The sequence below is a fragment of the Roseateles sp. genome (genome assembly GCF_047654805.1).
Classification (GTDB): Bacteria; Pseudomonadota; Gammaproteobacteria; order Burkholderiales; family Burkholderiaceae_C; genus Pelomonas.
Map to the genome: position 1 here is coordinate 3,634,204 of NZ_JASGIV010000001.1, position 14,094 is coordinate 3,648,297.

Annotated in this window: 19 protein-coding genes and 1 tRNA gene; 19 read left to right on the forward strand and 1 reads right to left on the reverse strand. The window is 69.3% G+C overall.

Annotated features, from left to right (window positions below):
• Positions 1–148: 148 nt before the first annotated feature.
• From QM732_RS16480 to QM732_RS16565, 18 genes are all read left to right on the forward strand, one after another.
• Positions 149–463, forward strand: coding sequence for a hypothetical protein (locus tag QM732_RS16480; protein ID WP_415657187.1), 315 nt, complete (start codon positions 149–151; stop codon positions 461–463).
• Positions 464–541: 78 nt separating this feature from the next.
• Positions 542–892 carry a hypothetical protein gene (locus tag QM732_RS16485; protein ID WP_415657188.1) on the forward strand — a complete coding sequence of 117 codons (351 nt, stop codon included), beginning with the start codon at positions 542–544 and terminating at the stop codon, positions 890–892.
• A 132-nt stretch (positions 893–1,024) separates the two neighbouring features.
• Positions 1,025–1,189, forward strand: a complete 165-nt coding sequence (locus QM732_RS16490) for a hypothetical protein (protein WP_415657189.1) — start codon at positions 1,025–1,027, stop codon at positions 1,187–1,189.
• Positions 1,190–1,193: 4 nt separating this feature from the next.
• Positions 1,194–1,523 (forward strand): hypothetical protein, encoded by a 330-nt coding sequence (locus QM732_RS16495; protein ID WP_415657190.1) that lies wholly within the window; start codon positions 1,194–1,196, stop codon positions 1,521–1,523.
• Positions 1,523–2,056: a cell division protein FtsI gene (locus QM732_RS16500; protein WP_415657191.1), complete on the forward strand. Its 534-nt coding sequence runs from the start codon at positions 1,523–1,525 to the stop codon at positions 2,054–2,056. Before QM732_RS16495 ends, QM732_RS16500 begins: the two co-directional genes overlap by 1 nt.
• Before the next feature lie 12 nt (positions 2,057–2,068).
• Positions 2,069–2,764, forward strand: coding sequence for a flagellar basal body L-ring protein FlgH (locus QM732_RS16505; protein WP_415657192.1), 696 nt, complete (start codon positions 2,069–2,071; stop codon positions 2,762–2,764).
• Between the two features lie 120 nt (positions 2,765–2,884).
• Entirely contained in the window at positions 2,885–3,634 is a 750-nt protein-coding gene (locus tag QM732_RS16510) for a Crp/Fnr family transcriptional regulator (protein ID WP_415657193.1), read from the forward strand.
• Positions 3,635–3,694: 60 nt separating this feature from the next.
• Positions 3,695–3,769, forward strand: a tRNA-Arg gene (locus tag QM732_RS16515).
• Between the two features lie 103 nt (positions 3,770–3,872).
• Complete coding sequence (locus QM732_RS16520; RefSeq protein ID WP_415657194.1) at positions 3,873–4,376, forward strand: hypothetical protein; 504 nt, start codon at positions 3,873–3,875, stop codon at positions 4,374–4,376.
• A gap of 163 nt (positions 4,377–4,539) precedes the next feature.
• Positions 4,540–5,358: a MipA/OmpV family protein gene (locus QM732_RS16525; protein WP_415657195.1), complete on the forward strand. Its 819-nt coding sequence runs from the start codon at positions 4,540–4,542 to the stop codon at positions 5,356–5,358.
• A gap of 11 nt (positions 5,359–5,369) precedes the next feature.
• Positions 5,370–6,425 carry a sterol desaturase family protein gene (locus QM732_RS16530; protein WP_415657196.1) on the forward strand — a complete coding sequence of 352 codons (1,056 nt, stop codon included), beginning with the start codon at positions 5,370–5,372 and terminating at the stop codon, positions 6,423–6,425.
• Positions 6,426–6,499: 74 nt separating this feature from the next.
• Complete coding sequence (gene ssuE, locus QM732_RS16535) at positions 6,500–7,060, forward strand: NADPH-dependent FMN reductase (protein WP_415657197.1); 561 nt, start codon at positions 6,500–6,502, stop codon at positions 7,058–7,060.
• A gap of 135 nt (positions 7,061–7,195) precedes the next feature.
• Positions 7,196–8,158, forward strand: coding sequence for a sulfonate ABC transporter substrate-binding protein (locus tag QM732_RS16540; RefSeq protein WP_415657198.1), 963 nt, complete (start codon positions 7,196–7,198; stop codon positions 8,156–8,158).
• Positions 8,155–9,096, forward strand: a complete 942-nt coding sequence (locus QM732_RS16545) for an aliphatic sulfonate ABC transporter substrate-binding protein (protein ID WP_415657199.1) — start codon at positions 8,155–8,157, stop codon at positions 9,094–9,096. Before QM732_RS16540 ends, QM732_RS16545 begins: the two co-directional genes overlap by 4 nt.
• Positions 9,093–10,250 (forward strand): FMNH2-dependent alkanesulfonate monooxygenase, encoded by a 1,158-nt coding sequence (ssuD, locus tag QM732_RS16550; protein ID WP_415657200.1) that lies wholly within the window; start codon positions 9,093–9,095, stop codon positions 10,248–10,250. Before QM732_RS16545 ends, ssuD begins: the two co-directional genes overlap by 4 nt.
• 2 nt (positions 10,251–10,252) lie before the next feature.
• Positions 10,253–11,020: an aliphatic sulfonate ABC transporter permease SsuC gene (gene ssuC / locus QM732_RS16555; RefSeq protein WP_415657201.1), complete on the forward strand. Its 768-nt coding sequence runs from the start codon at positions 10,253–10,255 to the stop codon at positions 11,018–11,020.
• Positions 11,021–11,022: 2 nt separating this feature from the next.
• Entirely contained in the window at positions 11,023–11,838 is an 816-nt protein-coding gene (locus QM732_RS16560) for an ATP-binding cassette domain-containing protein (protein WP_415659402.1), read from the forward strand.
• A 28-nt stretch (positions 11,839–11,866) separates the two neighbouring features.
• On the forward strand, positions 11,867–13,033 hold the full coding sequence (locus QM732_RS16565) for a serine hydrolase domain-containing protein (protein ID WP_415657202.1): 1,167 nt from the start codon (positions 11,867–11,869) through the stop codon (positions 13,031–13,033).
• A gap of 6 nt (positions 13,034–13,039) precedes the next feature.
• On the opposite strand, the gene QM732_RS16570 is transcribed toward QM732_RS16565, so the two are convergent.
• Entirely contained in the window at positions 13,040–13,621 is a 582-nt protein-coding gene (locus QM732_RS16570) for a hypothetical protein (RefSeq protein ID WP_415657203.1), read from the reverse strand.
• 101 nt (positions 13,622–13,722) lie between these two features.
• Here QM732_RS16570 and QM732_RS16575 point away from each other — a divergent pair, with 101 nt between their 5' ends.
• Positions 13,723–14,061 carry a thioredoxin family protein gene (locus tag QM732_RS16575; protein ID WP_415657204.1) on the forward strand — a complete coding sequence of 113 codons (339 nt, stop codon included), beginning with the start codon at positions 13,723–13,725 and terminating at the stop codon, positions 14,059–14,061.
• The last annotated feature ends 33 nt before the right edge of the window (positions 14,062–14,094 follow it).

Sequence of the window (14,094 nt, forward strand, 5' to 3'; positions counted from 1 at the left end):
GCACCCTCAGTGCGCGCCAGCCCCCTCCTACACGCGGACGCGATGACCGGGCCCCGCGCCGTCCCGACCCGCCTACACGAAACCCGGCACGCAACGCCCAAAGTTGGATCAACAGCCCCGCGCTGCCTGACCCCGATGGAGGTTCATCATGACCCAGTTCCGGCCCCTCATCCAGGAATACGCCGAGCCCCCCGTGGCGGCAGAACTTCTGCCTGCACATGCGCCCAGGACCACGCTGGCGGAGGCCAGGTCCGCCGCGGTCGGGCCTACCCATCTGCTGCACTTCGAGCCATTGGGCACCATCGGCGCTGGGCTGGACATTCCCTGTGACCCACAGGGCCGCGTTGGCATCGATGCGCTGGGCGAACGGCTGCGCAACGACTACTTCTTCGCGCGCACGCTGATCGGCCGCCTGTTCGCACGGCCGACCGTACGAGCCGCCCTGCCGCTGATGCACGCCTGACGGAACCGGCGCTGTCCTACAGCCCCGGCGCGACGCGCCCGACAAGTCCTGTCACATCAATCTCCGAGGATGTCGGCCATGTCGAATGCCGCCCCGCCTTCACCCCCAGCCTCGTCCGCGCCGCTGCTGCCGGTAGCTGACGACCAGCACATCGCCGCAGAGCTGGACGTCGCACTGAGCACACCGCTGACGCTGGTCGTCAACGCCCAGCTCGAAGTCGCAGGCGCCGAGCAAAGCAGCGTGGACCTGGCCCTGGTCATTCCACGCTCGCAATGTCGCGGCGAACGCCCGCACCTGACGGCTCTGCTGGAGGCTGCCCAGGCAGCCGTCGCACGCGCCACCCGGGGCGGCACCCGCCACCAGCCGCGCCGCGTACTGACACGTGTAGCCGGCCAGCCCCATCTGATCCCGCTGTTCGAACCGGCCTGAGCGCCGCCACCGCCGCCTGGGTGATGCAGTTCACCCAGCACAGCCCAAAGCTGGTCAACGGCCGCGTTATCGGCCGAACTCCGTGGCATCTGCAGGCCAAGAATTTCCTCACCACTTCAGGAGATTCCAGCCATGATGCAGATCAAGCCCCCCACCGCCACGAACCCGCTGGCCACCACGTCGCAGCCGGCTAGGCCGACCCCCGCCAACGACAAGCCCGGCGAGTTCTCGCAGCTGCTGAAGTCCGCGCAAGCCAGCACGCCGCCCACCCCCTCGACCTCCCACGGCCAGGGCTGAGGCCATGCCGACGCTTGCAACGCTGACCGGTGGCGACCTCCCGGCCGATACCAGCGCACGCCGTGCGACGGCTGCCGCGCCGGCCCGGCGGGGCTGCGTCCAACCGCTGGGCAAGGCGTCGGTCTCCATTCCATCCATCGGCGTCACCGTGAGCTTCACGCCACAGGCACTGAAGGCGGTGGCCGGCCTCGCCCACACCGCCGTCAAACTGGGCACCGGCGGCGCTGAGCTCATTGGCGATGCAGCCCAAGCCGCCTCCGATGCTGTGGGCACCGTGGCGGACAGCGGTGTCAAGGCCGCGATCGTTGGCGGTGCGCTGCTGGGCCTGCTGTGATGCCCGCCGTGCACTGCTTCAAGCCCGCGGTGCTGCTCGCCGCAACGCTGCTACTCGGAGGCTGCTCCACGCTAGCGCCGATGGCGACCTGGGAGCTTCTCAAGCTCGGCAGCAACGCCGCCATGGCTTCCCAGACACCCAAGCCCATCAACACCGTCCATCACGGCGATGCGCCGGTGAAGGATGTCTGCGTCGAATACAACCGCGACATGCCACTGGACGAGCTCGTGCCGGCGCTGCAGGCCGAGCTCAAGACCCAGGGCGTGGACAGCCGGGTCTACGACGTCGGCTCCGGGCAGCTCGCCTGCGCCTACTGGCTTCGTTATGCCGGCAGCATTGAATGGGCTGTACCGCCGCTCGGCCAAGAGCACCGCGCCTACCTGAGCGCCGCCGCCCTGAGCCTGCACCGCGCCGACGGCCGGCTGCTGTCCAGCAGCGCCTATGCCGGCGACTCGGGCCTGGGCCGCTGGGCCAGCACGCGCAAGAAGATCGCCCCGGTCGTCAAGGCGCTGATCACCGGCTTCGAAACCTGAGCCTTCAATCCCATGACCAAACCGACTCTTCGCGTCCTTGGCGCCGCCGTGCTCTGCACCCTGCTCGCCGCCTGCGCATCCGCACCGCCCAGCATCGTCAACGGCCCGCTGATTGCAGCACCGCAGCCGGCGCCCATGTTCCTGGAGCAGCCCCGCACAGGCGCCATCTTCCAGCCGCACATGGGCAACACGACGCTGTTCTCCAGCGAGCGACGGCCCCGCGCCATCGGCGACACGATGAAGGTCGACATCGCCGAAAACATCCGCGCCATCCAGAAGCAAAGTGGCGAGACCAGCCGCGAAAGCAAGCTGGCCGCGAAGGGCCCCGGCGGTGCGAAAGCCGGAACTGCACTGGCGTCGCTGATCAACGTCGACGCGAGTGCCTCCGGCAGCGATTCCTTCAAGGGCTCGGGCAATGCCGAGACCTCCAACAGCTTCAACGCCCAATTGGCCGTCACCGTCATCAACGTGCTGCCCAACGGCAACCTTTTGGTGGCCGGCGAACGCAGCATGGGCCTGAACGGCGGCGTCAGCACGCTGCGTTTCTCGGGCATCGTCAATCCACGCGACATCGGCCCCGGCAACGTCGTGGCGTCGCGCGACGTCGTCAACGCCAGCCTGGAGAACGCTGCCCGCGGCGACGTCTCGGACGCGGCTTCGCGGAGCTGGCTGCAGCGGGTGCTGGCGCGCAGCCTCTCGATCTGGTGAGTCAAGCCGGTTAGCCGGGCGCCCGACCGCCCATCTCCATCGATCGCCCTCACGCGACTCCGCCTACAAACCGAAGCCGCCGGGACGCGTGCGCCTGCCCGGCCGAAGAGAAGATCCGCGATGAAGAACAGACGCAACCAAGCGCCGCCCGACACCACCGACAGCTGGCTGTCCACCGGCCAATTGAAGACCTACCGCCGCGGCCAGCGCATCATCGAGGCCGGTAGCCCGCAGGGTGACTGGGTCGCCATCAGCCGTGGCGCCGCCTACCTCGTCTCGCAGGTAGCCCCCGGCACGCGTGTCGCCGTAGCCGCGCTGTGGCTGGGCGACGTCATCGGCGGCGAGTCCCCGCTGGGCAAGCTGGCCGCGCGCTACGACGTGACTGCGCTGGTGGACGTGACCACCATCAACATCCCTCTGGAGCAGATCCAGGGCGACGGCACACCGCCCCGGGCCGCCGAGACTGGCGAGCTTTACAACGCCACCGCAAGCCGGCTGCACGGCCAGATCAGCATGCGGCTCGCGGGCAACGGCCTGCAGCGCCTTGTCAGCGTCATGGCAACGCTGGCCACGGCGTTGGCGCCGGACCAGCGCGCCCGCCACGCCGACCGCCTCGCACTGCCCATCTCGCAGGCCTGCATCGGCCAGCTCTCGGGCCTGTCGCGGCGCCAGACCTGGATCTACCTCGGCCAGCTCGGCCGGCATGGCTGGATCGTCACGTCGCGCAGCAAGGTCACGCTGGAAGGCCTGAGCGCCTGGCTCGCACTGATGGGCGAGGTCGATGCCGCCGGCATCGAATGCATCGCCACGCTGCAACGATGTGACGCCACGCTGCTGCGCCTGAGTGCCCGCGCGCTGGGGCAGCCCTAGTCCCATGCGAGAATGCGCGCCGTTTTGCCCCACGGCGCCACGCGCCCACTGGGGCGGGATCTCTCCGTAGTTCAATGGATAGAACGGCCGCCTCCTAAGCGGCAGATACAGGTTCGATTCCTGTCGGAGGGACCAGACGCGCAATTCCGGCCGACCTGCGCATTTTTCCCTTGCCTCAGCACAGTGCAGCGCAAGAATCGCACCTCGCCTCTATCGAGGAATCACCGAGGAGCCTGTGATGCCCGCACCCGCCCCCCGTCGCGCCCTGGGCGCCTTTCTGCTGCTGGGAGCCACGACCAGCTGGGCGGCAGACGGCGAGATCACGCTGCCGGTGAAGGAGGCTTGGTTCGAAGGCCAGATCGTGCACTACGTCAGCACTGACATCTCCGACCCCGGCATCGCCAGCAAGCAGGGCATCAACTACGTGCCAGCGCTGGCCGACACACTAAGACCTGGCATGCCGGTGGAGCGGGCCTACAAGTTCCCGGGCGACGAGCAGGCCACGGTGCTACCGTCCATCCCTCGCCCCGTAGGCGGTGGCAATGCGGACGCGACCTACAGCCCGCTGTGGGTGTTGGTCATGGTGCGCTGGAAGCCCGGCGTCACGCCACATACGCTGACCTCCGAGGAGGCCGTGCTGGCAGCCCAGGACAAGGGTGAAGTCGAGCTGACCCGCACCAAGATCGTCGCCAACTGGCCCGTCGTGCGCGCGCGCGGCGCGGCCCTGCAGGGCGTGCGCTAGTCCGGTCGGCGCAGGGCTGCATCCCGGGCTTGCACCAGACTTGCCAGCGGCTGACAGGGCGCCGTGACGGCCTCGCCCGAGGCCGTTGGGCGCCTGTCAGGCAGCTAGAGTGGCCCGACCGCCCAGCACGGGCGGTTTGCCGGCCCGCAGTTCAGGGCATCCCATGCCCCTCACCCACCGCTGCGCCGCCCGACCACCCGCCGCCTTGGCTTTGTGCATCGCGCTGACCTGCATCGACGCGCAAGCCGGCGGCAGCCTTTTGTTGCTGGATCCTCCGCCGACGCAGCCGACCTGGTCTGGAGGGCTATCGGTGCGCGGCTGGCCGCGGGCGCCGGGCAGCGCTCGCCAGCGCGAGGCGTTGCTGCCGGCGCTGGACTACGAATCGCCCAGCGGCATCTTCGCCGCCACCGACGCCGGACTGGGCTGGAACCTGGCTCCACAGCTGCTAGACAGCGATGCCGCCAAGGACTGGCAACTGGGTGCCCGGCTGTGGCCCCAGTCCGGGCGTTCGCGGCGCGAGTCGCCACCGGGAATCGACCGCCTGGGCTCCAGGCTCATCACCCAGCTCTTCGCCAATGCGCAGGTCACGCCGGCACTGCTGCTGCAGTCAGGCCTGTCCTGGGGCAGCGGTCGCCACCACAATGGCGACCAGCTCGAACTGGGTGTCACCTCCGGCATCCCCATAGGCCGGGAGCTGCTGGGCATCAGTCTGGCGGCAACCTACGCCGATGCCGCGCACCTGCGCGGCAGCTTTGGCATCGGGCCGAGCGAGTCCCGGGCCAGCGGCCTGCCGGAGTTCCACCCGCACAGCGGCTGGCAGGACTGGAGCATCGCGCTGAGTGCCGAGCACAAGTTCTCGGACGACTGGTCCGTCAACGGCCAGTGGTTGCACACCCGCCTGATCGGTCAGGCCGCCGCTTCGCCGCTGACGCACAGCCGTGACCAGCCGTCCTTCATCCTCAGCCTCTGGCACCGTTTCTGAGGCACCAAGGCATGCACGCTGTCCTGCTCTACGCCCTGCCCGTGTTCGGGCTGTGCATGCTGGCCGAATGGGCCTGGGGCCGCTGGCGCGGCCGCGACGGCTATGGCCTTGCCGACACACTCGGCAGCCTCAGCCAGGGCCTGCTGAGCCAGGCAGTGGCCGTCGTCACGCCACTGTTCCAGACCGGCCTCTACGCCTCGGTCCATGCCCGGCTGGCGCTACTGCCGGGAACGCTCTGGCATGGTGCCTTCGGCATCGTGGCCAGCGTCGTCATGTATGACTTCTGCGACTACTGGCTGCATCGCACCAGTCATGAGAGCGCCCTGTTCTGGGCCGCCCACGCGGTGCACCACCAGAGCGAGCATTTCAACCTCAGCACCGCGCTGCGCCAGGAAAGCCTGTACTCGGTGATGGGTGCACCCTTCTTCCTGCCCATGGCACTGCTGGGCGTGCCGACGGCACAGTACGCGCTGGCCGGCCTCGTCGTCCTTTTCTACCAGTTCTGGATCCATACAGAGCACATAGGCCGCCTGGGCTGGCTGGACCGCGTGTTCTCCACGCCCTCCAACCACCGCGTCCACCACGCCGTGAATCCTGGTTACCTGGACCGCAACTACGGTGCCGTCCTGGTCGTCTGGGACCGCCTCTTCGGCAGCTTCGCCGAAGAGACCGAGCCCTGTGTCTACGGCACCGTCAAACCTCTGGCGAGCTGGAATCCCCTGGCCGCGGTAGGCCAGTTCTACGGCGAGCTTTGGCGGCGCGCGCGCGCCACGCCACGTTTGGCCGACAAGCTGCGCGTGCTGGTCAAGTCGCCCGGCTGGCTGCCACCGGACGTGGCGCCGCAAGACCCGCCCATTCAGGCCCGCCTGGCGCAGCCTCGCTTCAATCCGCCCGCGCCGCGTCGGGCTCGCCTCGCGGCAGTCGCCCTGTTCGCGCTGACGGCGGCCGGCTGCGGCGCCTGGCTGTGGCGCGCCGACGATCTCGGTGCCCTTGCCAACCTGGCAGCGGCCGGCTTGCTCACCGCCGGGTTGTGGGCGACCGGCGCGCTGCTGTCACGGCCCGCATAAGCATCCCCTTTTTCCTTCGTTCCGCGAGGAAGCGGCCGTCCCTATCGTTGTGGCCTGAACCGATCCAGGCCACCATGCACATCACCAGCCTCTCCGCCAGCCCAAGCGAACGCTCGCGTTCCGCCTGGCTCACGCAGTTCGCGCTGACGCGCCTGGAAGGCCGCGACACTCGCCGCGACGACATCCTTGTGCGCGACCTGCCCGCCACGGCGCTGCTGGCGGCCGACGTGCAGGACCCCGAGATCGCCGCCGCCGTACAGGCCGTCGAGCAGGCAGACTTCGTCATCGTCGGCACCCCCATCTACAAGGCCGCATACAGCGGTCTGCTCAAGGTCTTCCTCGACCTGCTGCCCCCGGATGCGCTGCGGGAGAAGCTCGTGCTGCCCCTGGCCACCGGCGGCAGCCCGGCGCATTTCCTGGCGCTCGACTACGCCCTCAAGCCCGTGCTGTCGGCGCTGGGCGCACGTCACGTGCTGGACGGCGTGTTCGCCACAGACGCGCAGCTGCGCCGTCACGAAGCAGGCGGCTTCGTGCCCGAGCCCGACCTGATCGCCCGCTTGGACCGCGCGCTGGCGCCCCTGGCGGTGCACACGCCGCGAATGCGGGCACAGCAGGAATCCGCACTCAGCTGTTGACGCCGCCGGCCGTCTTACTCGCAACACCACCACTTGTCTCCTCGCCACCCTGACCGGGATCGGCGACTTCATCCCGGCGCTCGGGCGCTGATCGGGTGCGCCCGAGTGTCGGGATCTTTTTGCACAGGACATCCCATGCTCTTTCGCTCCCTGCTCCGCTGGACCGCCCTGCCCCTGTTGACGGCCTTGAGCCTGCATGCCGCCGCCCAGACGAACACGCTGCGCATCGGCTTCCAGAAATCGGCCAGCCTGCTGACGCTGCAAAAGTCCAGCGGCTCGCTGGAAAAACGTCTCGGTGCCCTGGGCGTCAGCGTCAAATGGGTGGAGTTCCCCGCCGGCCCGCAACTGCTGGAAGGCTTGAACGTCGGCGCCGTCGACGTCGGCTTCGTCGGCGAGGCGCCGCCCATCTTTGCGCAGGCCGCCGGCGCCAAATTCGTCTACATCGGCTACGACCCTGCCGCCCCCGAGGCTGAAGCCATCGTCGTGCCCAAGGATTCGGCCATCAAGTCGGTCGCCGAGCTGAAGGGCCGCAAGGTCGCGCTGAACAAGGGCAGCAACGTCCACTACCTGCTCGTGAAGGCGCTGGAGAAGCAGGGCCTGAAGTACGGCGACATCCAGCCCGTCTACCTGCCGCCGGCCGATGCGCGTGCCGCCTTCGAGCGCGGTGCGGTGGACGCCTGGGTGATCTGGGATCCCTTCCTTGCCGCCGTCGAGAAGCAAAGCGGTGCCCGCGTCCTGCAGGACGGCCGCGGCCTCGTCAACAACTACTCCTACTACTTGGCAGAGCGCGGCTACGCCGAGAAGCAGCCAAGGATCATCCAGGCGCTGTTCGAAGACACCCAGGCCCAGGCCAGCGCGCTGAAGGCAAACCTCAAAGCTGCGGCAGCCGTGATCGCGCCGCTGCAGGGGCTGGAGCCCGAGGTCGTCGAGAAGAGCCTGTCGCGCTATCAGTTCGGCGTGAAGCCGCTGACCGCCTCCGTCGCGGCCGAGCAGCAAAAGATCGCCGACACCTTCCACGCGCTGGGACTGATCCCCAAGCCCATCCGCGTGGCCGACGCACTGCCCGGCACCGCCACCGTCGCGCAAGGCCTGCGATGAGCACGCAAACCACGCGGCGCGCCGCGGTTGCCATCCTCGCGACGACTGCGGCAGTCTGGACCCGCGCTCAGACACCGCAACAACTTCGCATCGGTTTCCAGAAGGGCTCCTTCAACCTCGCGCTGCTGAAGAGCTACGGCCTGCTTGAGCAGCGCCTGCCCGGCGCCAGGGTTCAATGGACCGAGTTCCCCGCCGGCCCGCAGCTGCTGGAAGCGCTCGCGCTTGGCAGCGTGGACCTGGGCGCCACCGGCGACGCGCCGCCCGTGTTCGCGCAGGCGGCCGGCAAGGACGTCGTCTATGTTGGGGCCGAGCCGCCCAAACCCGACAGCTCGGCCGTTCTCGTCAAGCCCGATTCGTCGCTGAAGACGCTGGCCGACCTGAAAGGGCGCCGCATCGCGTTTCAGAAGGGCAGCAGCGCACACTTCCTGACCGTGCAGGCCGTGCGACGCGCCGGCCTGAGTTGGGCAGACGTCCAGCCCGTATACCTGCCTCCGGCCGAGGCACGTGCCGCCTTCGAGCGTGGCTCCGTGGACGCCTGGGCCGTGTGGGACCCCTACTACGCGGCGGCCGAGATCAGCGGCGAGCTGCGGGCGCTGGCAACCAGCCGCGGGTTGACCAACAACAACACCTTCTACCTCGCATCGCACGCACTGAGCCGGCAGCCAGCACTGCTGAAGACGCTATTCCAGGTGCTGACCGAGACCGATGCCCGCGTGCAAGCAGACCGCCGCGACGCGGTGCAACGCTATGCCGAGTTCGCAGGCCTGCCGGTGGCCACTGTGCAGCGCATGGTCGAGCGCCGCGGTGCCGCGCCCGTCGGCCCGCTGACGGCCCAGCTCGTCAGCGAGCAGCAGCAGGTCGCCGACGCCTTCGCCGAGCTCGGGCTGATTCCCCGTCCCATCCGCGTCGTCGACGCTCTCGCACAGGTCAAGGCATGAAGATCTTCTGGTTCATCCCCACCCACGGCGACAGCCGCTACCTCGGCACATCGCGGGGCGCGCGCGTGGCCGACCACTCCTACTTCAAGCAGATCGCCATCGCAGCGGACAGCCTGGGCTACGAGGGCGTGCTCATCCCGACCGGCCAGTCCTGCGAGGACTCTTGGCTGGTCGCTGCCAGCCTCATCGACGCCACCCGGCGACTGAAGTTCCTCGTCGCACTGCGGCCGGGACTGGTGGCACCAACGCAAAGCGCCCGCATGGCCGCCACGCTGGATCGTCTCTCAGGCGGGCGCCTGCTCGTCAACCTCGTCACCGGCGGCGACGCGAACGAGCTGGCCGGCGATGGCCAGTTCCTCGACCACGCGGAGCGCTACGCACAGTCGGCCGAGTTCATCCGCATCTGGCGCGAGGTCATCGAGCGATCGCACGAGGCTCGGCCCTTCGACTTCGACGGCGAGCACCTCAGCGTCAAGGGCGCCAAGCTGCTGTTCCCGCCGGTGCAGGCGCCCCACCCGCCCGTCTTCTTCGGCGGCTCGTCCGGCCCGGCGCACGACCTGGCCGCGGAGCAGGCGGACACCTACCTGACCTGGGGCGAGCCGCCCGCCGAGGTGGCGAAGAAGGTGGCCGACGTGCGCGAGCGCGCCGCGGCCCAGGGCCGTAGGCTGCAGTACGGCATCCGACTGCACGTCATCGTGCGCGAAACCGAGGATCAGGCCTGGGCCGCCGCAGCTGAGCTGGTCTCGCAACTGGACGAAGCCACCGTCGCCGCAGCCCAGGCGCGTTTCAGCAGCATGGATTCGGTGGGCCAGCGTCGAATGGCCGAACTGCATCGCGGCAGGTTCAATCGCGCCAACGTGCGCGAAGGCCTGGAGATCTCGCCCAACCTGTGGGCCGGCGTGGGCCTGGTGCGCGGAGGCGCCGGCACGGCGCTGGTGGGCGATCCACGACAGGTGGCCGATCGCATCAAGGAGTATGCCGAGCTGGGCCTCGAGCACTTCATCCTCAGCGGCTATCCACACCTGGACGAAGCCCACCGCTTTGCGGAGCTGGTGTTCCCGTTGCTGCCGCTGCCGTTGCGCGAGAAGCTCACCGGCCCCGCGGGCGAGCTTATGGCGCACGGCCTGGTGCCCAAGCAAGCCGCAGCGAGCTGAGCATGCTGCGCCAGCGCCTCACCCCCTGGCTGCTGCCTGCGGCCATCTTCGTGGCCTGGGAACTGGCCTCACGCAGTGGCGTGCTGTCCGCGCGCATCCTGCCCGAGCCTGCTGCCGTGCTGGCCGCGTTTTGGCAGTTGCTGCGCTCCGGCGAACTGGCTCACCATGTGGCGGTCAGCACGGTGCGGGCCTTCTCGGCGCTGGCACTGGGCGGCGGCCTGGGCCTGCTGCTGGGCCTGCTGACAGGCACCTGGCGCCGCGCCGAAGCACTGCTGGACACGACGCTGCAGATGCTGCGCAACATCCCCGCTCTGGCGCTGATTCCGCTGGTCATCCTTTGGTTCGGCATCGACGAGGTGGCCAAGCTGGTGCTGGTGGCTGTGGGCGTGTTCTTCCCCGTCTACCTGAACACCTTCCACGGCATCCGCAACGTGGACCGCGACCTCATCGAGATGGCACGCAGCTACGGCCTGCGGGGTTGGCAGTTGTACCGCCAAGTCATCCTTCCCGGCGCGCTGCCGTCCATCCTCGTAGGCCTGCGCTTCTCGCTGGGGCTGATGTGGGTGCTGCTCATCGTCGCCGAGACGTTGTCGGCGCAGGCCGGCATCGGCTACCTGACAATGAACGCCCGCGAGTTCCTGCAGACCGACATCGTGCTGGTGGGCATCCTGCTGTACGCGCTGCTGGGCAAGCTGGCCGACGTCGTCGCCCGCGCGCTCGAGCGTGCCTGGCTGCCCTGGCACAAGGGCTATGCCGACCAAGGAGCATGAGCATGTGGCTGACGGAGTTCGACGCCCCCGTGCTGCCGCGTGAGGCCGCGACCGATACCACCGCTGAGGCCGCCATCGAGGCCGCTCCAGTGGCGCGCGCCTGCCCACCAGGCCTGGCGCTGACCCTGCGCGGCGTGGACAAATCTTTCGGCAGCCGCCACGTGCTGCAGGGGTTGGACCTGAACGTCGCCGCCGGCGAGTTCGTCGCGCTTGTGGGTCGCAGCGGCTGCGGCAAGAGCACGCTGCTGCGCCTCATTGCCGGCCTGGACGTCCCCAGCGCCGGCCGCGTCGAGGCCGGTGCCGCACACGAGCGCAGGCTGATGTTTCAGGACGCCCGGCTGCTGCCTTGGAAGCGCGTCGTCGACAACGTCGCGCTGGGGCTGGACGGCGTCGGCGCCAGGGTGCGTGCGATGGAGGCGCTGGCCCAGGTAGGACTGGCCGGCCGCGGCGACGACTGGCCGTCCACGCTCTCCGGTGGCCAGCGCCAGCGCGTGGCCCTGGCCCGCGCGCTGGTCCATCGCCCGCGCCTGCTGCTGCTGGACGAGCCGCTGGGAGCGCTGGATGCGCTGACCCGACTGGAGATGCACCGCCTGATCGAGCAGCTGTGGCGCCGCCACGGCTTCACTGCTTTGCTGGTCACCCACGATGTCGGCGAGGCCGTCGCGCTGGCCGACCGCGTGCTGCTGATCGACCGCGGGGGCATCGCGCTGGACGCGGGCGTTGCCCTGCCCCGCCCGCGTTCGCGGGCAGCCGCCGGCTTCGCGGAGCTGGAGGACCGGGTGCTGCGCCACATCCTCGCTCCACCCGTGCAGGCCTGAGCGCCAAGCGCATGCGGCACACTGCCGCATGCGACTCCCACTCCTCAGCCTCATCCTCGCTGCCGGCTTGCTGGCCGGCTGCGCCCATCAGCCCCCCGTCCTGGCGCCGCAGCCTCTGGCCGATGCCGGCGCGGCCATCGAGCGCTTCATCGCGCAGCGCCAGCTTCCCGGCGCCGCACTGTGGATCGAGCGCGCCGGCCAGGGCAGCTACCACCGCGCCTACGGCCAGCGCGCCGTCGATCCGGCGCCCGAGCCGCTGGACGAGACCACCGTCTTCGACGCCGCGTCGCTGACCAAGCCTGTCGTCACGGCCACACTGGTGCAGCTGCTGCGCGAGCGCGGCCAGCTCGACGTGGAGGCACCTCTGCAACGCTACCTGCCCGACTGCGGCGGCGTCGACAAGGCTGGCATCACGCTGCGCCATCTGCTGACGCACAGCTCCGGACTGCCCTCGGGCCTGCCGCGCAGCGGCCCAACGGGCGACTGGACCGGCCAGGCCGGGGCCGAGCGCACCGCCTGCGCCCTGGCGCCGACGGCAGCTCCCGGCACGCTGTTCCGCTATTCGGACGTGAACTTCATCCTGCTGGGTCGCATCATCGAGCGCCAGGCTGGCATGCCGCTGGAGCGCTTCGCTGAGCAGGCCTTGTTCAAGCCGTTAGGCATGGCCGACAGCGGCTACCTGCCGCTGCAGCGCATCGCTGCAGCTCGCATCGCGCCCACGGAACGTCAGCCGGACGGCCATGTGCTGCGCGGCGAAGTGCATGACCCGACGGCGCGCCGCATGGGCGGCGTGGCCGGCCATGCCGGCCTCTTCACGACAACGGCGGACCTGGCCCGTTTCGCTCGCATGCTGCTGGCCGGCGGCGTAGCCGAGGACGGTCGCCGACTGCTGTCGCCAGCGAGCGTGGCACTGCTGACGACGCCTCAGTCGCCGCCCGAACTCGCGGAGAAGCGCGGCATGGGCTGGGACATCGCTTCGCCCTACGCACGCCCGCGCGGCAGCCTCTACTCGGACACCAGCTACGGCCACACCGGCTTCACCGGCTGCGTGCTGTGGCTGGACCCGACGAGCCGCAGCTTCTACGTGCTGCTGTCCAACCGCGTCCACCCGGCGGCCGGCACCAACGTGTTGCCGCTGTACGGCGAGCTGGGCACGCTGGCCGCGAAGGCAGTCGGTATCGCGCCAGCGCGCTAAGTCAGCTCAGGCCTTGGCCGCCAGCGAACCCGGGTAGGTCAGGGAACTCGAATTCGCCGACACCGAGAACACGACGCTGGTCGTTGCCGTCTGCTGCATCAGCGAGGTGTAGAGCGACATCACGCCACCCGAAGTCTTGGACAGCTTGGCGGCCTGCGAGATGGCAGCGTTTTGCTGGATGGTGGTGGATAGCTTCAGCGCGTCTCGCGCCTGGGTAGCGATGCGAGACGCGAAACTGGGTTGGCTGGTGTCGGCCTTCAGGAAGGCCTTGGCAGCCGCCCGGTCGGCATCGGAGCCCTTGAACTCGACACTGCCGTCGCTCTTCACCGCGAACTCCATGGTCCCCTCCAGCTTGACGCCGGCCTTCGCCATGGCCGCGCGCAGCTCGGTGGCAAGTGCTTGCTGCGCCGTCTCCAGGCTGCGCGCCGCTGTCGCCGACTTGACCGTGCCAGCAGCGCGGTCAAGCGCGGCCTGCGGCAGCACGGTGGCGCCAGAGGTCTTGCCAGCCGTCTTGGCGTTCGTCGCCGCGCTGTCGAAGCCCTGGGCCGACAGATAGCTGAGCAGGGGGTTGTTGATGCTGGAGACCATGGCCGGCATCTTGCAGCCACGGCGCCGGCCCGAACGGCGCAACTGCGCCCCATTTCCCCTGCTCCTCTAGGCACCCACGGCCCGTGGCACCATGCCGGCCCATGACCCTTCACGTCGCCTGCCTGTGCGCCGCCTGGTGCCGCACCTGCGAGTCCTACAAACAAGTCTTCGAAGCCGCCTGCGCCGAGCTGCCGCAGCCCGGCCTGCGTGTGCACTGGATCGACATCGAGGATGAGGCCGAGCTGGTCGGCGACCTCGACATCGAAACTTTCCCGACGCTGCTGATCGCCGACGACGACCACGTGCGCTTCGCTGGCCCGCTGACCCCCCAGCCCGAGACGCTCAGGCGCGTTCTGCGCGCCCATCTGGCCGATGCCCGCGCCGCTAGCGTGGCGCCCGGCATCGACGTGCTGGCGCAGCGGCTGCGCAGCCTGCTCTGACTTTGCAACAGTCGTAGGACAGGACCGACAGGC